This window comes from Paenibacillus kribbensis (assembly GCF_002240415.1).
In the GTDB taxonomy this organism is placed as follows: domain Bacteria; phylum Bacillota; class Bacilli; order Paenibacillales; family Paenibacillaceae; genus Paenibacillus; species Paenibacillus kribbensis.
In genome coordinates, this window is record NZ_CP020028.1 from 2,736,537 (window position 1) to 2,754,240 (window position 17,704).

The window sequence follows — 17,704 nt, forward strand, 5'->3', positions numbered from 1 at the left end:
CAATTATTAGACACTATATAATAATTGGAGGTGCAGTTTTTCTGTGGCTAAATATACAAATGATCAAAAAGTGGATGCAGTTATTAGATATCAAAGTCAATTGGAAAGTATAAGGGAAATTGCTCGTGCAATAGGGGCGAACCACGAAGTTGTACGGATGTGGACTAAACAAGCTGAGTATCACGGATTAGCCGCCTTTGAGAAGTCCTATACATCCTACACCATACAGTTTAAAATGGACGTACTTAACTATATGAACGAAATGGGGATATCTCCTAACGAAGCGGCGGTCATCTTTAACATTTCCTCTCCAGCATTAATTCGAAAATGGAGGATGCAGCTAAATACGGTTGGGTCAGATGCGCTCATTTCAAAGAAGAAGGAGCGTCCATCTATGAACAAAAAATGCAATAAACAATCAAAACAAGCACTAGCTAAGGATCATCCCCCTTTCATGCAACAGTTGAATCATTCCTCAATTTCTCGCGGGATCACTTTAATAATATTCAAAATCATTTCTTCTTTATAAGGTAATAATTCTACAATAGGCAGCATCGTTATTGAATTAAGCACTTGTCTTCTTAGAGAACAACATTTTTTCTTTCATTTGTAGCAGCATCTCTACCAATTCATCCCGGCTGATTAGCCTGACACTATTCGATTTAGCCAACTCATAGGCCTGAGATGTAAAGTTGCTATTAGTTACAACCCATGCAGCATTTGCTCTGTTGTGTGCACGTGCGCCCTGCACTTCCTGAACAGCTTTTAAGCCGACATTCTTGCTGTAGCGCTTTGCTTGTACCACAATTCGTCTCTCACCTTTAGAAAGGATCAAATCAGCCCATCCAGCAAAGTTGTCCAATGAATTCATAAATTCTTGTTTTATTAAAAAGTTATTTAATGAGAAAATTTGTATCCATCAAATACTTTTAAACCTTCTTCGTTGAGTACTTGTTCTACCAGTTCAGGTCTTTGAGGGCTTTTCTCAAACACTTCATTGCAAGCGATCATAATGTTGCTCCCAGCGATTTCAGCTAACTGATCATGTGATACGCTATATACAATTTTACCCAGGTTAGACCACACCATGGCACCCGAACACATTACGCAAGGTTCACAACTTGTATACAAAGTGTATTCGTTCAAATCAAATATATTGTTTTCAGAACAAAATTTCCGGATTAAACCGATTTCTGCATGATGCGTTGGATCACAAAATGTATTAATTTTATTTTCCCCAACCATTACGACTTCCTCCCCTTTTACCAAAATTGCTCCAAAGGGCTCATTCCCTTCTTTTCGGGCTTGTAGGGCAACCTTAATTGCCTTTTTCATAAAGATTTCATCTTTGTTTATCATTCCAAATTCCTCCCTAATCTATGATTATTATCTAGCTAAGGACGTTTTAAACGCTTAAGATGTCCTTTTTATTTTTCTTCAGTAATCCAGGTAATGATATTCCAATTAGGATCAGGACGATCCCTACATATTGCGGAACACCAATGTGCTCATTCAGGACGAAGACAGACATTAGTAAGGCTGTTGGAAGCTCCATAGCCCCCAATATTGATGCTATTCCAGATCCCACTAACGGAACACCTTTCGAGAAGAGCAGTGTGGAAAGGAAGGGACCGACAAAAGCTAAAACAAACCCATATTGCACAGCCAGTTGTAATAACAGTTTTCCGTCTGTTAAAAACGTTGGAGGTAAAATGATCGAACAAACGATTAGACCTCCGGTAGTCATGAAAGCTGTCTTCATAATCGGGTTTGCTTGAACCGCGACCCTACCACTAACAAACATAAAAATGGAATAAGATAGTGCTGCAAGAAGACCAAACAAAAAGCCAAGCCAATGAACGGCAGAAATTCCAGTCGAATAAATATTGGTTGCGCTTATTGTTCCGATAAGTAAAGGAATGATGGATAGTAGCTTTCCTTTTTCAGGAATTCTTCTATTGAAAATTGCCTCTAGCAACACACCGATCCATGTAAACTGGAAAAGGAGTACAATCGCCAAAGAAGCTGAAATATATTGAAGTGAGAGATAATAAAACATCCCTGTAAGTCCCGTTGTAGACCCTACAGTCATTAATAAAAGTAGTTCCCTTTTACCTGGCGTTACAAACTTCTTCTCTTTTGTACTCTTCGTGCCCTTAGTAATAAGCACTCCGCCCCATAACAATATCGATCCTAAGAAGAGCTGTATTCCAACAACATCATTAACGATAAAACCATCTTTATAGGCTAATTTCACAAAAGTCGATAATAAACCATAACAAATCGCACCTAATATAACATATATATACCCTTTCATAACTTCGCCTTTTCCTTCATCGGATTTTACCTAATTACTAAACCTTCTCTACAATTCCCTTAACTAAAGCAATGAAATTCTCTCTTACCAAGGCAGCTACCTCAATTACTTCATCATGACTTAGAGGCTGATCTAGAATTCCACAAGCCATGTTGGTTAAACAGGAGATTCCAAGTACCTTCATGTTCGCGTGGACAGCTACGATGGCTTCCGGTACGGTTGACATACCAACAGCATCTGCCCCTAATGTACGAATCATGCGAATTTCAGCTGGTGTTTCATAAGCCGGACCACTCCACCAGGAGTATACGCCTTCGCGTAAAGTTGTATTTTGCGCTTTTGCAACTTCCATAGCAATTTGTCGCAATTCAGCATTGTACACTTGGGAAAGATCAGGAAAACGAGTACCTAGATCGTTATTATTCGGCCCAATCAATGGATTCGTACCGACCAAATTGAGGTGATCCGTAATCAACATTAACTCACCCGGTTTAAATTCTTTATTGACGGCACCACACGCATTAGTGATGAGCAGGTTTTCAACTCCTAGAGCCTTCATTACACGAACAGGGAAAGTTACTTCATCAAGAGTAAAACCTTCATAATAATGAAAGCGTCCTTTCATCGCAACCACAGTTTTTCCCTTTAGCTCCCCAATAACTAATTCGTTCGCATGTCCTACTGCTTCTGATTTTGCAAAATAAGGGATTTCACTATAGGGAATTGTGAAAGGGTTTGCAATTTCATCAGCTAATGTACCCAGTCCCGATCCCAAAATCATCCCAATTGTTGGACGATACGAGGTCTTACTTATGATAAAGTCTCTGGCTTCCTGAATATCTTGCATTTTTTGCATGTTGCATTCCTCCTAAATATATTGTGCTATGAAACGTTTAACGAACATTTCAAGATTCTTACTACGGCACTTTCTATAGTTAAGTCTAATGGCTTATTCTGTTTTTGTAAATAACTATTTATCATTTATATAAAAAGCACAGTGTTTTCAAGTGTATTTATCTCCTTTCAATCATTTTCAGTTAAACTTTAATTAAAAAAGTACTCAATACGATATATACTATGTAAATCAGTTTTATTTAAAGTTCGTAATTTAGTAGAATAAAAATTAAATGGAGTGGAACTATTATAAAAAAAGTTGGATAATAAACTATATCCGTTTTGATTTGGTTTCCTATAGAATCACATATCAAGGAGAAAAAAAATGCTAAATAAATTTGAGGACTTATCCTCACCTAAAGCAAAAAATTTGAAGCTGTTATATAGCTTAGTACGTAAATTGGGTCCTGTAACCATTAACACATTAACTGAACATACTGGATTTAAACATGTAACTTGTGGTCGTTTACTAGAAGAGCTCGTTGAGGAAGGTCTTATCTATGATAGTGGGATTGGAAAATCAAGTGGTGGACGTAAACCTTTAGCCTATGTTATTAAGCCAGATTCATATTATTTAGTTGGTGTAGAGCTAACAAGTCTATATACTACGATCTTACTCCTTGATTTAAAGCTAAATATCATAAGCGTTGAAAAATTAAAAATGACCTCTGAATGCACTGGAGAATTTACATTAAACTATATTGCAGCATGCGTTGATAACTTATTAGATCAGAATCACATTCCTAAAGAGAATTTGCTGGGTATCGGTATTGGGGTTCTGGATTCGTTCAACCCTGACATGGGGGCTATTTCACACCCGCAGCACTTTCCTGCAGACGGATGGGATCTGAATATTGTCGACTACTTAAAAAACAAAACGGATATCCCTGTATTCTTAGAAAACGGAACCAATTTAGCTGCTCTTGCTGAATATCGTATGAACTATTGGAAAGAGACGGACAACTTGGTTTTTGTATCCAGTGATATTGGGATTAGGTGTGGTACGATCTCACAAGGGAGATTAGTCAGTAGTAAACGTGAGACGGAGGATACCTTTGGACATATCATTATTGATATCCACGGTAGGCGTTGCTCATGTGGTTCATACGGGTGTCTTCAAGCTTACAGTAGTTTGCCAGCTATTCGTGAGGAATTGATTCGACTTATAAAACGTGGTAAACCTTCCATGCTGTCATGTGAAGTTAATGATGTTGAAGATATTGATTTATTTCATATTTTACATGCTTTAGAACAAAACGATGAACTCTGTTTAGCTGTGGTAGAAGATGCAGCCTATTATTTTGGGATTGGCCTTAGTAATTTGATTTTTTTATTGCGTCCAGAAATTGTGGTTTTTGGAGGTACACTAGTGCCGAAACCGCGTTTTTTTGATGTCGCAGCTAAAACTGCACAGGATCGTGTAAGTTTTCATCCAAACAGTAATGTCGAAATAATTAAGTCCACTGCAGCCTACAATATTGTGGCTCAGGGGGCTGGTTGTATGGTATTGGATTATTTCACTGAAGAAATACCTGTTTAAATAAGGATTCAAGTTCCGATCTACGCTAGTGATAGGAACTTGAATCCTTTAACATTTTCAGTTCAACAAGTAATCGTTATATTGATTCATTAATTTTAAGTACAATCTTCCCTATTCCATTACCCGTTTTCAATTCAATTAGGGCAGTCGGTGCTTGGGCTAGGGGGTATACTTTGTCAACAATCGGGCGAACAGCACCAGCTGCAACTGCTGCCTCAATTTCGTTCGTTGCGGGATAGCTGTCTGGACCAAATGTAAGTATTGCACGAACACCTTTTGCTTTAGCCTCGTTCTGATCAGGTGTCCTGAGCAGTGATACATACATCCCACCTGGCTTCAGTATCGAGTAGGACTTACTTGCCGGCTCTGCACAAATGGTGTCTACTACTCCGTCTACGCGATCGATGACTTCTTCCTCAAAACGCTGATGTGTGTAATCAATGAACTGATCGGCACCGAGATCACGTAAAAGGTTTTCGTGCTTCGGAGCAGCCACCGCAATTACATGAGCACCACGCCACTTGGCAAGTTGCAGTGCTAAGCTTCCAATTCCGCCACCTGCTCCGTGGATTAATACGGATTGCCCAGGTTGTAAATCCATACCCGTTTTAGTCGAGAACAGAGCATTCCAAGCTGCGTAGAGCGTGTTTGGCAAAGCAGAAGCTTCAGCAAAGGATAAAGATTCAGGTTTGCGCATTAAGCGATCTGCACGAAAAACTGCATATTCAGCAAAGGTCCCGTCCTCCGCTGGATCTGCTTGGCCATAAACAGCCTCACCGACTTTGAATTCAGTCACCCCCTCACCAAGCTCTTCCACGATTCCTGCTCCATCGCGTCCAAATGTGATTGGCAAATTGATTTCCCATTTAGCGATCATTCCCTCTGCCATGTACCAATCAAATGGGTTGGTAGCTGCTGCAAGTAACCGTACCAAGACCTCGCCCTTTTTTGGGGTAGGGCAAGAGATTTCTTCAAGGCGCATAGCACCTATACCGCCGTAGTCGTGCAGTCTCCAGGCGTTCATATGAACTATTGATTTTGATCGTATTTTATTTTCCATCACGTATTCTCCTTTATGAATTAGAAATCACAATTTTTGAAAGTTGATCTAGTCACTTTCAAGTCCCTTAGCAAGGCTTATTATATCAAGTTAATATATTTTATAAAGTACTCAAAATAAATGATGTTAGTATACTTTATACACCTACTTATCACGTATGTATTTTTTTATTATTTGCTGTGATTATTGAATAATTTCTTTTATCAGTGTGAGAAAAATTTTAATATTTTTAATCAAAAATGTCGCTAATAGCGACATTTTTGTAGGACTATCTTGTTAATAAGTTTGATTCTTTTGCTCTCTCCTCTGATATAGAGAAACGTTATGTTTGGTGAAAAAGACGTGATAATTCGTTAGAAATAATATTTACGTTTTATTCCGCTATTTTGAATAATCTATGTCGTTCTTGATCCATCTAATTCCCCAGTCATTAATAGCCAAGAAAATTTCTCCGAAATCACTCCCCTTTTCAGTTAAAGAATATTCTACTGTAATAGGAATTGTAGGGTAAACTGTGCGAGTAACTATACCGTTAGACTCCAGACTTTTCAAAGCATCAGATAGCGATGTGGTTCTTATCCCTAATTCTTTACTAAGTTCATTGAAACGTTTTGCTCCTGCATGCAGAGCTCCTATGATAATGATTGCCCATTTCCCACTAAAGATGTCCATCGTTTCCTTAATGGTTTTAATACAAACCATCTCTTCTGTAGATTTCATGACAGCTAAAATCATCCCCTATACTTTGTCTTGTGTCACAGTTGTTAACCAGTATGACATTTCTTTTTTCGGAGGAGTAAAAAATATGTCTATTCATCCAAAAAAGCAAGAACTTAAGTTATCTATCCTCAATATTGCAACGATTATGAATGGTGATAGCACTGACTGCTTACGCACTACGTCGTTCACAAGAAGTGGTTAATTTTCCTGAGCAGTTGAATGAGTTACTCTCGTTTTTCTCAAGGAATTTTGCTTCAGATCATCCATTCAGAAATATTGAAGTTATTTCAGGGGAACCAGCGATTCCTGAGCTATATATGTTGGGCTCCAGTGATGGTGGATTGAATTTTGCTGTCAAAGAAGGGCTTGGGTTAGCCTTCGCGTCCTATTTATCACCGCAAATGACTGTGCCAGTACTACGTGCTTACAAAGAACGGTTCAAACCATCTGTATTTATGTCAGTACCACGAAGTATTATTTCAGCCATTGTAATCACCGCAGAAACGGATGATGAAGCCAAGTATTTGGCAGCTCCTCTTGAATTACTATGGGCTAGGATGTACGCGGGTACCCTAATGCAAGGACAGCCATTTCCTAGTTTGGAAGAAGCGCATTCACATGTTTATTCTTCAGCAGAAAAAGAAGCACGTAAAGAAAACAGGAATCGGTTCATTATCGGAGGGATTAAAACAGTTTCTGATCAATTAAGAAATCTGGCATCAGAGACCATGGTCGATGAAGTAATGTTATGGGAAGCATATACAGACAAAGTTGCGCGTCATAAAGCGTACAAACTGTTAGCCGATGAATTCAAGCTTTCTTCAACACATTAAATTTAGAGAACTTTGACTTAGCCAAACTGTGTTTTCATAACTGTACTCTTGGTGAATAGTAAATAGAAAACACCTTGTACATTTAAGCAGCCAGTCACCGAAGTTTAATCAGCAACTGGCTGCTTGGTATTGACTAAAATTCAAAAATAAGCTAATCAAGTGAATCCGAATCCCTATCTAGATCAGCCACTATATCTTGTAAAGTTACTTGTTCAAGTACTTTTTCCAATGCTCTTTGTGCCAATGAAAAAATAGGTTCAATCGTCACTTGGAGGTTTTTACCAACCGGACAATCTGGGTTTGGTTTCTCTTGAATATTAAATAAAGTATTGTCATTCACTGCATTCACTGCTTTGTAAACATCGAATAATGTTATTTCACTTAGATTTCGTGCGAGTTTAGCCCCTGCTTTTCCATGGGTTACATTCACCAATCCTGATTTTTTTAACATCCCCATAATTTTACGGATCATTACAGGGTGTGTATTTACGCTGTCTGCAATCATTTCAGATGAGTTATTTCCTTCTTTATTAATCTCCAACAACGACAAAATGTGTATACCTATATAAAACCGAGAACTTACGGACATTTTTTCACCCCAGTGGTACAAGAATAATTTGAGTTACTTATAAAATATTTAACCTGGATATTCCAAGGATGCGGTAATAACATTCTAACATGTATTTAGAATGTTACAATGAGAGTTGTAATATTTCAGGGAGCACACCTGTGTTTAACCATTGGAGTCTATCCAATATAAAAACTGGACCAAGCAGGGAATAAATTCGCTTGATCCAGATTAACGTAGAAAATGAAAGGTACCTTTTTCTTAGAGAAATTCTCTTCATGTAACTTTAAATTAGATTAATTCAGCAAATTTTTCTTCTAACTTCTCAGCTATCATAGCGCCACCGCCGAGATTATACAATCCATCCTCTTTTTTCAAGAACAGTGTTGGATAACTTCTTGCTCCAAGGTTGGCGGCAATTAAAAATTCTTGTTTGACTTCATCCAATGTCTCTGGAGTTTTAATCCGTTCAATCAGTCTCTGTTCATCCAGATCAAATTGTTTTGCTATTTCTTGGTATGTTTCTAAATCACTAAGACTTTTGCCCTCGTAATAAAATGCTCGCTGCATTGCAGCCGCTAGGTACACTACTTGTTCTGGGGCCAAAGAGCGTAAAGCGGAAAATCCGATAGCTGCTGTCTCACTATCCATAATAAATGTACCTTCATTTAAAAGTTTATCATAGGAAGAACCAAACACTGCACCGGTAAGCTGTCCAATCCGTTTATTTGCTTCGGGAATATGCGGATATGCTGCTATTGATTGACTCTGATCACCTACAAAAAGACCAGCAGACAACACTTGGATCGGTAATTCTAAGTGGTTTTGATGAAATGTCCGTAGGCTTTTCGAGAATCCATAACACCAGCCACAATAAGCATCCCACACATAAATTAGAGAAAGCTCGTTATTTTTCATCATTCACAACTCCTTTAACTAACTTAACGCTCTCCAACAACTGAATATCGCATGTTTTCATGTTCCGGGTGTTCGATTTCGTCAAGCAAAGCGATGGCATAGTCTGCATAGCTAATGTAACTTTCCCCTTGAATGTTCAAGGTTACTCGATCTCCGCCTTTTTGGTATGACCCTGTTTTCCGACCCTCAGGATCAAAAATTCCTGCTGGACTAAGATACGTCCATTGAATACCAGTAGATCGCTGAAGATCATTAAGATTTTTGGCCATATTAACAGCCGTTGGTAAATATACTTCCGGAAAACCAGGTGCCTCAAATTTACGAGTTGTTTGAGCTTCATCTACAAACAGACTTCCTGCACCACCCACAACAATTAGTCTCGTTTGTATAGTTCCTTGAAGAGCCTTTATAAGAACTGTTCCAGCTTCTACATGCTGATGTTCCTGACCTTCGATAGCTTTAAATGCATTTACGACAACATCAAAGTCTTTAATATCTTCTGTATTAAGGTCGAATACACTTTTTTCGAGAATTTGAACGTCGTTTTTCTTAATCTTGCTTGCATTTCTAACAATTGCAGTTACTTGATGACCACGTTCTATAGATTCCTCTAGTATTACATTCCCCGCTTTTCCGCTAGCTCCAATAATCGCAATCTTCATATTTGTTTCACCTTTCTATCCTATATTTTAGAATGTTTTGGCAAGATCTTTAGCTCTCGCAATGGCATTTTCTTTGATCTCTTGTGCCTTGTCCTTAGCTTTATTATGCCCTTCAACAAACAGAGCTTCGAATGAAGGTACACCGAAGAAATTCATAATTACTTGAAGGTGACGATGCCCCATTTCAAGTTCATTCGCAGGACTCTCGGAGTAAAAACCACCCCGTGCCTGAATATGAATTGCTTTTTTATCAGTCAGTAATCCAATGGGTTGACCCTGTTCTGAGTAACGGAAAGATTTACCCGCCACAGAAACAGCATCAATATAAGCTTTCATCACTGGAGGATATGAAAAATTCCAGAAAGGAGTAACGAACACATATTTGTCCGCTTCAATAAATTGGTCAGACAGTTCTGCGAGACGTTTTACTTTCTCTTGCTCATCGCTTGAGAGTTGATTAAATTCACTTCCGGAGCGGAGTTTTCCCCAGCCACTAAAAACATGCGCATCAATGTGAGGAACATATTCTTTATACAAATCAATGTTCACAATATCATCTTCCGGATTAGCTTCCTTGTAAGATTCGATAAATGCTTTACCCACAGCCAGGCTATAAGATGTGGACTCCTCTAGAGGGTGTGCTGTAATAAAAAGTACTTTTGTCATCTTTATCATTCCTTTTGTTTTATTTTGCTATGATGTAATAATTTTAGTTACATCTTGTACATGTAATAATATAAGTTACAACTATGTTTATTGTCAACGTTTATTTGTAATTCATAATTAATTAACGTTCAATCAAAAATCCAATCAAAAAAAGCACGCTATGCAACAAAAAGAGCCGTTGATTTAAATACCTAATCAACAGCTTTTCTAATTCTTTTCTGATTGATCCCCATTTCTACTCTAATTGCAATTTAAGCGAGTTAAACAAACATGTCCTATCATGGGAAAGTATTAGAATTTTGAATAAAAGAAAATTGCATTTTCATCTTTATAATTTGAGTTTGAATACAATATAGTGTCCGCAGCGCCAATTTCAAACTCATTCTTCAAATAAAACCGGCAAGCGAGCAAATTAACATCCTGCGTCTCAAGCGTGAATCCTTTCATTCCTTTTTGTAATGCCCATTCCTTTGCCTTATTGAGCAAGGCGGTTCCTATTCCTTTTCCTCTGCTGCTTTCTAATACAATAAGTCTGTCAATGGAAGCAAATTTAATTTCGTCACTTGCGCTTAATCTTATATGTCCCAAGCATTTTCCTTGGGAATAGTATAAGAAAGCAATGCTGTCATCGCTATTAATATATTCATCAAGATCCTCGTGTTCCGGGTATTTTGATTCATAAGGTTGTTCATAAAGTTCTTCTTGATAACTCCATATGCCATTTTCTAATTTAGGTATAAGTCTCCCTATAACCGTGAAAGGATGTTCTTTGCGTTCGTAATCATTCTTGTTTTCAAGTGTCATTTCAATAATGTTAATTCCTCTGAATTTCTCCACAATATCTCTCCTCTGTCATGTTATAAAAGGTGTTTTTCTTCAGTTCAAGTTATCTTCTCATACTCACAAGCACGGAAAAGATTTAATAAGTTTACTCACTTTTTATTCAGGATGATCTGTTTCAATTTTTTCGGCTACACGTCCACCGATATCATATACACGCGAAACATTGTCTACTATGACTGGGATGTCATTCACCGCATCTTTTAACATCCATATATAAGATATTATGGCATATATTGTCCCGACAGTTATTCCATACAAATGCGTTAGCCTTAGTAGTGTTGCAACTGTTAAGATAATAACCATAATATCTACAATACCCCAAGTTATAGCTTCAGTGTTTGAAATCGATATGCGCCAGAATTGCATCCGATTGAAGTGACGTCGAACAAATGAAAGAGGCTGATGCATGATTATGTCCGATTGTACCTCTAATCGGTTGTTAAGTCCGTTATTCAGACGATAAGCACGTCGGGCAAACCATCGGTTAATTAATACAATTGGAATCATTATAAATAACCCGAAAAATCCAATAAATGGGTCATAAATAAAAAGCATAGTGATTGCACCAATAAAATAAATCGCAGCTGTGGCTATTGCAGGCAATTCTGTTTCAAAGAAAAACACAATTTCTCGAGACAATGAAACTCGTCCTGCAATCTTATTTCCTTCAATTCCACTAGCACGCTGGCGCTCAACCATATCAAAAGCCATACGAGAATAAATATCACCGAAGATTTTGGTGTCGTAGACATGTCTATATAGCCCGACAGACAAGTGAATAATCCATAAAGCGAAAATTGGTAAAAAGTTGGAAAGGTTCCCTTTCAATAATCCATCAATTGCAAGACCAATTGCTGCAGCTTGAAGAAGATTACAAATATTTTCAATAATAATTAATAAATAAGTAATACTGATCCCCTTATAATTTTGGAACCAGATTTGGCGAAACAACTGAACCGTTGGAGAATTTATCTTTTTCACTTCATCAACTCTCTATATATTAATCTTGAAATTTTTTTGCTAAAGTCCGTACATTCCCCCCAATATAATGCAGCCTGCCTATTTATCTTGTCCTCCTCCCTCTCATTAAGTACAATGAGAATCATAAAGTATATGGTTACCGGATAGTCAAGAGGAGGTTTATTATGGATAAACAATTTTATGGGTATTTTACAACTGGTGAATTTGCAAATCTTTTCCGTATAAAAAAGCAAACTCTGTTTCACTATGACGAAATTGGCTTGTTCTCTCCCGAAGTAAGAAAAGAAAATGGGTATAGATATTATTCCCATACTCAATTTGAACTTTTTCAAGTAATCAGTTTATTTAAAGAGGTTGGCGTTCCTTTAAAAGAGATAAAGTTCCTCTTAAATGATAAGACCTCAGACAATATAATCACCCTTTTTAAGGGAAAGTCCATTGAAATAGGGGAGAAAATTAAAAAACTCGAACATTTAAAAACAATCATGGAGACAAAAGTGAAACTTGCTGAACAAGCAATAGAAGCGGACCTTTCTTCCGTTTCTATTCAGTATTTAGAAGAAGAGAGAATCATGATTACTCCAAATTTATTAGGCTTATCTGAATGGCCATACATTACTGTTATCTCAGATCTTATTCATTATGTTCAATCACATGAATTGAATCTGGGGCACCCTGTAAGCGGTATGTTGGCGAAAGAACAAATACTGGAAAAAGACTTCTATAATTATCAACATTTATTTTTCAAGATACCAAATAATGTTGAGAATTTAGATTATCATGTGAAACCAAAAGGGTTGTATGCTGTCGGTTACCAAAAAGGAAATGAAGTTGAAGCAGCTTATGATAGGATTATTCAATTTATTGAAAAAAGTGGATTAAAAATCGGGGAATATGCATACGAGGAGTATATTCTAGATGAAGTGATGGTGGACGGGATGGCAAACCAAATTACAAAGATCCAACTTCAAGTTCTACGTGAGTTGGACTGAGAAGACACCCGTAAGATAAAATGTGGATTGTCAACAGTAAATCAAACAACTTTTTTAAGGGCTACATGGCGATATTGAATAGGCGTCATATATCCTAATGTTCCATGAATGCGATGTTGGTTAAACCAATTGACGTAATCGTATAATTCCAGTTCCCAATGACGAAGGCTCTGGAAGCTCATTTGGTTCACGAACTCCGTTTTCATGATTTTATAGGTGGCTTCAGCCACGGCGTTGTCATACCGACAGCCTTTTATACTCACTGATCGGCCGATTTCAAACATCTTTAGAAGTCCATCTATCATTTGATTTTTAAACTCGCTGCCCCGGTCGGTATGAAACCACCGAATCTAGCGCAAATCCCCCTGCACCGTGGCAAAAGCACGGGAAATCAGAGCAGCGTCCTTCTTCGGGCCCGCACTATAGCCAATGATCTCTCGATTAAATAAATCAACCAGCACGCAGATGTAATGCCAACGATTTTGGACTTTTACGTAAGTCAGATCGCTGACGACGAATCGCTTGGCTTCGGTTTGGTCAAAATTACGATTTAGGACATTAGCCGTGGCGGCCTCGTTACAAGCGGTTTTATGCGGCTTATACTGCGCCACCGTGTACGTGGAGACCACCCCCTGCTCCTTCATAATCCGACTAATTCGGTGCCTGGACACGACTTCCACTGCTTACGGGCTTCCAGTCCCAAGCCATGCTTTGGCTGAACATAAATATGGTCCATACGCCCATGGCCAGTTATATTTTTCCACATAACTTGGAACATTTCATATATGTAGAAGGGCTTCAAAACTGATCGTTCTTTCGTTGTGAATTGGAAGGACGCTGAGTCGTATGACGAAAAATGGAATCAACTAACCTTTAAAAGATCAAATAAAATCGCCTTTGGCATACAAAAATCGCCGTTTTTCCCCTTGCACCGCGCTGGCGCCGCGTTTTACGCCCCTTTTTGCCTCCGAGGAAAAATCGCCGAAAAAAAGAATCGTCCCACTTCCGCTCAAGACGATTCTCCAGCTACCTTTTCCAGCTATTTATTATGTAAATGCCATTCTGCATAATTTGATGATCGTTCCCCCGACAAAAAGCGCCGAACCTCCTCGATGGATATCCCCGCCTCCTTGGCCATAGCGAGCAGAACCACCCATTCAGGATCGATTTCCCCAGGGGACCGATCACGAACAATAACCTGGGCGGACTTTTCCAACAGCAATCCCCTCCTAAGATCATTATTTGGGCTTGTCCCGGGTAGACCAGCCATCCTAGTATCTCTACCTTAGATCTGGGACTTTGTGCCCCTGCTTTCCGGGCAGGTTTACCCTTTGCTGGTGCTATAGTTTGCCAATGGATAACGGGCTTTCAGCCAGAAAGCTTCCTTGGTTCTTATTATAATGTCCCCGATATGAAAAGTATGTCGCTCTGCGTAGACTAAACAAGCGGATTTCGTGGGAAAAGTTAGCGTATTTTGTTTATGGATCACATCCCTTGTCAATTACAGTAAAAAAAATGATGCAAGTCACAAAACAAGATTTTGTTCTTAAAAAAGAACGAAAATCATGGTAAATAAACGTAAACGGCCAAAATATCAAGGAAACTCAAGATTCCCGTTCTTTATTAAGAATTTTTCAATGATTTTCCGGTTTCCCTTTCTTCTAGGATTTCGTGTATATTCAAGTCGTGGAATTCGTTCTTAATAACGAACATATCAACGAACAGATGAAATCCTGCTTAGAAAGGAGGAACCTTTTCTGCGAAGATCCCGAACTGACGTGATCCGCAAACTGCGCAAAAAACGAAAGAAACAAACTATGGTTAAATTGCTACAATCCGGATTGATCCTTTCTACCTTGCTATTGTGGACCTCCCAGCAAGTCGGCACCACTTTCGGAGGATTCACCAGCGGACACGAGGATAATTTGGAAATTAAGGCTTGCCGGGTATTCCCCAGCCAAATCGAAAGCCAACTTTCGCTGTTGGCCGAACACCTCGAACGGGCCGCTTCTTTAAAAGGAAGATTGATGGGCGCAAGCGGATTCGAGGTCAGCAGCCGGTTGGAGGAGGCCGCGGCCGACCTGTCGGTGCGAATCGGTGAATTGAACGCCATGATTCAGCAGTTGGAACAGCAAAAGGCCTTGAATCAGTCCATTTGGCAGGAACTGCTTCAGGAACTAGCCTCCTCCTCCGCGCTGATTCATGAACTGCTAACCTCGCTGAACGAGCTGGAGCCGAATTGCGCCAATCTGTCGCAAACGACGCTGCTGGACCGCATCACCGACCTTTTGAAGCGGCACGGAATGCTTTCTGATCCGTTAAGCGGGACGCTGCAAGAGATCCTGAACTACTTGCGTTCCGTCCATCAATTAGGATTGATGACGTCCAACAGCATTGAGGCCGATAGCTATGCAGCCTTTGCCTTCGCCCAACCTTTCGATGGCCGGATCGCTGTCGATGGAGACCCAGTCGGAGGAGAGCTGCTCGTTTACTTTGAAAGCGTGCAGGCCTCCCTGCAGTCGGCCATAGCAGGTCTGACCGCCGACATCTCCAGTCTGGAGGCGCAGAGAGCGCAGCTGTTGACGAAGGCGGAAGCGCAGCGGCTGGCGAAAATCGAACGGCTGAAGAAGCATCATAAAGAGCAAGCCAAACAAGAAGAGCAAGCCGGAGAGGATGAAACGGCAGCTCCGGACGAGACCGAGAACCCGAACGACGGCAAAACGCCTCCGCCGGGAGACGAACAACCGGCAAAGGGTGAAACGCCTGCCGATGGGGAGAACCCGACGGTTGGCGAGACGGGCGGCGGGGATGTACGGACTTCTGCGGATGGCGACGACGACGCGGGCGAAAATTCCTCCTCCGCTGGAGATTCCGCCGATGCCGATACCGCCCCTTCTTCTGCCAATGATCCGAAAGGCGGTGAATAAGTTATGCGGATTCGAAAATGGTTGAGAAATGCGCTGACGTTTCTGATGGCGGCTGCCTTTATTACCGTGGCCGGCTCCGTCGTCATGTCGAAAATGTCCGGCAGCGAACCAAATTTCTACGGTTATCAGTTGAGAACGGTGTTGTCCGGCTCGATGGAGCCTTCCATACTTACCGGTTCCATCGTGGCCATTAAGCCCGGAGGCGATATGACCCGATTTACCGCTGGCGATGTCATCACCTTCCGGGCGGACGAAAAGAAGCTGATTACCCACCGCATCGTCGAAGTAACCCGCAATAAGCTAACCGGTCAGCTCCTTTACCGGACCAAGGGAGACAACAACGATGCCGCCGACCTGGAGCCGGTTGATCCGGCCAATGTCACCGGTGTTTACACCGGCTTTACCGTCCCTTACGTAGGATACGTTCTCAACTTCGCCGGAACGAAATTGGGGAACGTCACACTGTTGATCATCCCGGGGGTCCTTTTGTTCCTGTATGCCTTAGCGTCCTTATGGAAAGCCATTTCGGCGCTGGAAGACAAGAAGTCAGACCCGAACGTATCCCAACCGGACACCAAAACTCCATAACGCACTAAAACGCTTGCTTCTAACTTTCGGTTGTTCTCCTTATGACTTCATAAGGATGCAATATAAAAAAAATCATTTAAAATTAGGGAGGTATTTTGTATGGGGATCAAAAAGACTTTGGGTATTGGGGTAGCCGCCGCAGCGCTTGGATTGTCTTTGATCGGCGGAGGCACGTTCGCTTACTTTAGCGATTCCGTGGAAACGACCGGCACGTTCGCCGCAGGCACCTTGGATCTCAACGCCGATCCGACGGCGATCATTGACGTGGGCACCCTCAAACCGGGGGATTTCGCAATCCGCACGTTCAAACTGAAAAACGAAGGTACGCTCGACATCTCCAAGGTATTGCTGAAAACGACCTATACGGTTACGAATAAGCCGGGCGCCCCTGAAAACGTGGATGACTTCGGCAAACATGTCATCGTTAGATTTTTGAAGAACATCGACAAACAGGAAACCGTCATTTACCAAACCTCGCTATATGATCTGCAAAATCTAGCCCCTGACGCCGTGGAGAACAAATGGGTGGCCTGGTTCGAAGAGCACGGGGGCCTGAAAGCCGGCGATACCGACGACCTGGTCGTCAAGTTCGAATTCAAGGATAACGGTCAGGATCAAAACGAGTTCCAAGGTGACGCTTTGAATCTGAAATGGACATTCGAAGCGAAGCAAGGCGCAGGAGAAGCCAAATAATTCAGCCGTCAAATCGAAGCAGAACACCTTACCCTGGTCCTGGGTTAAGGTGTTCTTTACTTAACGAAATTCCGACTTTACGCCTTTGTCCTATCACGTATATTTTGATATAATGACATCAAATTATTCTGATAGAAGGGCGATCGCTACATGGCAGAACGTATTGGCGACCGCATCCAAAAAATCCGCCAGGATCGGGGGTATTCCTTGTCCGAGCTTGCGGATAAAGCGGATGTGGCAAAATCCTACCTGAGCAATGTCGAACGAAATATTCAATCGAATCCTTCCATTTCCTTTATCGAGAAAATTGCCGATGCTTTAACCGTTTCGATCCACCTGCTCTTGTACGGCGACCGCCCTGCGGTGGACCTGCTTGACCCGGAATGGTGGGAGCTGATGCAGGAAGCAATGGCTTCGGGCGTCAGCAAAAAAGAGTTCAAGGACTTCCTCGAATACCAGAAGTGGAAAATGGGACAAAAGGAATAACGGCCAGCGCAAAAAG

General features: G+C 40.6%; 21 protein-coding genes, 1 pseudogene and 1 riboswitch. Of the genes and pseudogenes, 8 read left to right on the forward strand and 14 right to left on the reverse strand.

The genetic code is table 11. The annotated features are described in order from the left end of the window. The first annotated feature begins 43 nt into the window (after positions 1 to 43). Positions 44 to 529 carry a transposase gene (locus tag B4V02_RS12370; RefSeq protein WP_094154991.1) on the forward strand — a complete coding sequence of 162 codons (486 nt, stop codon included), beginning with the start codon at positions 44 to 46 and terminating at the stop codon, positions 527 to 529. Positions 530 to 565: 36 nt separating this feature from the next. Here the strand turns inward: B4V02_RS12370 and B4V02_RS12375 are convergent, their stop codons facing one another. Genes B4V02_RS12375 through B4V02_RS12390 form a run of 4 tightly spaced genes read right to left on the reverse strand, consistent with a single transcriptional unit; the run spans position 566 to position 3,173 of the window. Beyond that, on the reverse strand, positions 566 to 871 hold the full coding sequence (locus B4V02_RS12375) for a restriction endonuclease (protein WP_244188504.1): 306 nt from the start codon (positions 869 to 871) through the stop codon (positions 566 to 568). A gap of 26 nt (positions 872 to 897) precedes the next feature. Next, entirely contained in the window at positions 898 to 1,359 is a 462-nt protein-coding gene (locus B4V02_RS12380; RefSeq protein ID WP_094154992.1) for a nucleoside deaminase, read from the reverse strand. A gap of 46 nt (positions 1,360 to 1,405) precedes the next feature. Then, positions 1,406 to 2,317 (reverse strand): EamA family transporter, encoded by a 912-nt coding sequence (locus B4V02_RS12385; protein WP_094154994.1) that lies wholly within the window; start codon positions 2,315 to 2,317, stop codon positions 1,406 to 1,408. A gap of 37 nt (positions 2,318 to 2,354) precedes the next feature. Further along, complete coding sequence (locus B4V02_RS12390; RefSeq protein ID WP_094154995.1) at positions 2,355 to 3,173, reverse strand: purine-nucleoside phosphorylase; 819 nt, start codon at positions 3,171 to 3,173, stop codon at positions 2,355 to 2,357. A gap of 363 nt (positions 3,174 to 3,536) precedes the next feature. Between B4V02_RS12390 and B4V02_RS12395 the strand changes: the two genes are divergently transcribed. Then, positions 3,537 to 4,751 (forward strand): ROK family protein, encoded by a 1,215-nt coding sequence (locus B4V02_RS12395; RefSeq protein WP_010344995.1) that lies wholly within the window; start codon positions 3,537 to 3,539, stop codon positions 4,749 to 4,751. A gap of 76 nt (positions 4,752 to 4,827) precedes the next feature. On the opposite strand, the gene B4V02_RS12400 is transcribed toward B4V02_RS12395, so the two are convergent. Continuing rightward, the gene (locus B4V02_RS12400) at positions 4,828 to 5,811 is read right to left on the reverse strand and encodes an NADP-dependent oxidoreductase (RefSeq protein WP_094154996.1); all 984 of its coding nucleotides are present in this window, start codon (positions 5,809 to 5,811) and stop codon (positions 4,828 to 4,830) included. Between the two features lie 381 nt (positions 5,812 to 6,192). After that, entirely contained in the window at positions 6,193 to 6,531 is a 339-nt protein-coding gene (locus tag B4V02_RS12405) for a winged helix-turn-helix transcriptional regulator (RefSeq protein WP_094154997.1), read from the reverse strand. A gap of 149 nt (positions 6,532 to 6,680) precedes the next feature. On the opposite strand from B4V02_RS12405, the gene B4V02_RS12410 reads away from it, so the two are divergent. Beyond that, a complete protein-coding gene (locus B4V02_RS12410) occupies positions 6,681 to 7,364 on the forward strand; it encodes an LLM class oxidoreductase (protein WP_157739734.1) in 684 nt (227 codons plus the stop codon). 151 nt (positions 7,365 to 7,515) lie between these two features. Here the strand turns inward: B4V02_RS12410 and B4V02_RS12415 are convergent, their stop codons facing one another. From B4V02_RS12415 to B4V02_RS12440, 6 genes are all read right to left on the reverse strand, one after another. Beyond that, positions 7,516 to 7,953, reverse strand: coding sequence for an Rrf2 family transcriptional regulator (locus tag B4V02_RS12415; protein ID WP_094154999.1), 438 nt, complete (start codon positions 7,951 to 7,953; stop codon positions 7,516 to 7,518). Between the two features lie 270 nt (positions 7,954 to 8,223). Next, the gene (locus tag B4V02_RS12420) at positions 8,224 to 8,850 is read right to left on the reverse strand and encodes a DsbA family protein (RefSeq protein WP_094155000.1); all 627 of its coding nucleotides are present in this window, start codon (positions 8,848 to 8,850) and stop codon (positions 8,224 to 8,226) included. A gap of 23 nt (positions 8,851 to 8,873) precedes the next feature. Beyond that, complete coding sequence (locus B4V02_RS12425; RefSeq protein ID WP_094155001.1) at positions 8,874 to 9,512, reverse strand: NAD(P)-dependent oxidoreductase; 639 nt, start codon at positions 9,510 to 9,512, stop codon at positions 8,874 to 8,876. Positions 9,513 to 9,539: 27 nt separating this feature from the next. Then, complete coding sequence (locus B4V02_RS12430; RefSeq protein ID WP_094155002.1) at positions 9,540 to 10,178, reverse strand: FMN-dependent NADH-azoreductase; 639 nt, start codon at positions 10,176 to 10,178, stop codon at positions 9,540 to 9,542. A gap of 291 nt (positions 10,179 to 10,469) precedes the next feature. After that, positions 10,470 to 11,015 carry a GNAT family N-acetyltransferase gene (locus B4V02_RS12435; RefSeq protein ID WP_094155003.1) on the reverse strand — a complete coding sequence of 182 codons (546 nt, stop codon included), beginning with the start codon at positions 11,013 to 11,015 and terminating at the stop codon, positions 10,470 to 10,472. 102 nt (positions 11,016 to 11,117) lie between these two features. Next, positions 11,118 to 12,002, reverse strand: a complete 885-nt coding sequence (locus B4V02_RS12440) for an ABC transporter six-transmembrane domain-containing protein (protein WP_094155004.1) — start codon at positions 12,000 to 12,002, stop codon at positions 11,118 to 11,120. A gap of 164 nt (positions 12,003 to 12,166) precedes the next feature. On the opposite strand from B4V02_RS12440, the gene B4V02_RS12445 reads away from it, so the two are divergent. Beyond that, entirely contained in the window at positions 12,167 to 12,994 is an 828-nt protein-coding gene (locus tag B4V02_RS12445) for a MerR family transcriptional regulator (protein ID WP_094155005.1), read from the forward strand. Between the two features lie 41 nt (positions 12,995 to 13,035). Here the strand turns inward: B4V02_RS12445 and B4V02_RS26650 are convergent. Further along, positions 13,036 to 13,665: pseudogene (locus tag B4V02_RS26650) on the reverse strand (IS3 family transposase); the annotation flags it as partial. A gap of 368 nt (positions 13,666 to 14,033) precedes the next feature. Continuing rightward, a complete protein-coding gene (locus tag B4V02_RS12460) occupies positions 14,034 to 14,210 on the reverse strand; it encodes an anti-repressor SinI family protein (protein WP_094155009.1) in 177 nt (58 codons plus the stop codon). Positions 14,211 to 14,247: 37 nt separating this feature from the next. Further along, positions 14,248 to 14,333, reverse strand: a riboswitch (cyclic di-GMP riboswitch). Positions 14,334 to 14,772: 439 nt separating this feature from the next. On the opposite strand from B4V02_RS12460, the gene B4V02_RS12465 reads away from it, so the two are divergent. The 4 genes from B4V02_RS12465 to B4V02_RS12480 all read left to right on the forward strand — a co-directional run bounded on the left by B4V02_RS12465 (position 14,773) and on the right by B4V02_RS12480 (position 17,688). Beyond that, positions 14,773 to 15,921 (forward strand): hypothetical protein, encoded by a 1,149-nt coding sequence (locus tag B4V02_RS12465; RefSeq protein WP_244188505.1) that lies wholly within the window; start codon positions 14,773 to 14,775, stop codon positions 15,919 to 15,921. A 3-nt stretch (positions 15,922 to 15,924) separates the two neighbouring features. Next, the gene (sipW, locus tag B4V02_RS12470) at positions 15,925 to 16,509 is read left to right on the forward strand and encodes a signal peptidase I SipW (protein ID WP_094155011.1); all 585 of its coding nucleotides are present in this window, start codon (positions 15,925 to 15,927) and stop codon (positions 16,507 to 16,509) included. Positions 16,510 to 16,608: 99 nt separating this feature from the next. Continuing rightward, positions 16,609 to 17,202 (forward strand): TasA family protein, encoded by a 594-nt coding sequence (locus tag B4V02_RS12475; RefSeq protein WP_007430617.1) that lies wholly within the window; start codon positions 16,609 to 16,611, stop codon positions 17,200 to 17,202. Positions 17,203 to 17,352: 150 nt separating this feature from the next. After that, positions 17,353 to 17,688, forward strand: coding sequence for a helix-turn-helix domain-containing protein (locus B4V02_RS12480; protein WP_094155012.1), 336 nt, complete (start codon positions 17,353 to 17,355; stop codon positions 17,686 to 17,688). Positions 17,689 to 17,704: the final 16 nt, after the last annotated feature.

Coding starts and splice junctions, on each gene's coding strand:
- B4V02_RS12375 (WP_244188504.1), bottom strand. CDS start 871: ATGAATTCATTGGACAACTTTGCTGGATGGGCTGATTTGATCCTTTCT.
- B4V02_RS12380 (WP_094154992.1), bottom strand. CDS start 1,359: ATGATAAACAAAGATGAAATCTTTATGAAAAAGGCAATTAAGGTTGCC.
- B4V02_RS12385 (WP_094154994.1), bottom strand. CDS start 2,317: ATGAAAGGGTATATATATGTTATATTAGGTGCGATTTGTTATGGTTTA.
- B4V02_RS12390 (WP_094154995.1), bottom strand. CDS start 3,173: ATGCAAAAAATGCAAGATATTCAGGAAGCCAGAGACTTTATCATAAGT.
- B4V02_RS12395 (WP_010344995.1), top strand. CDS start 3,537: ATGCTAAATAAATTTGAGGACTTATCCTCACCTAAAGCAAAAAATTTG.
- B4V02_RS12400 (WP_094154996.1), bottom strand. CDS start 5,811: ATGGAAAATAAAATACGATCAAAATCAATAGTTCATATGAACGCCTGG.
- B4V02_RS12405 (WP_094154997.1), bottom strand. CDS start 6,531: ATGAAATCTACAGAAGAGATGGTTTGTATTAAAACCATTAAGGAAACG.
- B4V02_RS12410 (WP_157739734.1), top strand. CDS start 6,681: ATGGTGATAGCACTGACTGCTTACGCACTACGTCGTTCACAAGAAGTG.
- B4V02_RS12415 (WP_094154999.1), bottom strand. CDS start 7,953: ATGTCCGTAAGTTCTCGGTTTTATATAGGTATACACATTTTGTCGTTG.
- B4V02_RS12420 (WP_094155000.1), bottom strand. CDS start 8,850: ATGAAAAATAACGAGCTTTCTCTAATTTATGTGTGGGATGCTTATTGT.
- B4V02_RS12425 (WP_094155001.1), bottom strand. CDS start 9,512: ATGAAGATTGCGATTATTGGAGCTAGCGGAAAAGCGGGGAATGTAATA.
- B4V02_RS12430 (WP_094155002.1), bottom strand. CDS start 10,178: ATGACAAAAGTACTTTTTATTACAGCACACCCTCTAGAGGAGTCCACA.
- B4V02_RS12445 (WP_094155005.1), top strand. CDS start 12,167: ATGGATAAACAATTTTATGGGTATTTTACAACTGGTGAATTTGCAAAT.
- sipW (WP_094155011.1), top strand. CDS start 15,925: ATGCGGATTCGAAAATGGTTGAGAAATGCGCTGACGTTTCTGATGGCG.
- B4V02_RS12475 (WP_007430617.1), top strand. CDS start 16,609: ATGGGGATCAAAAAGACTTTGGGTATTGGGGTAGCCGCCGCAGCGCTT.
- B4V02_RS12480 (WP_094155012.1), top strand. CDS start 17,353: ATGGCAGAACGTATTGGCGACCGCATCCAAAAAATCCGCCAGGATCGG.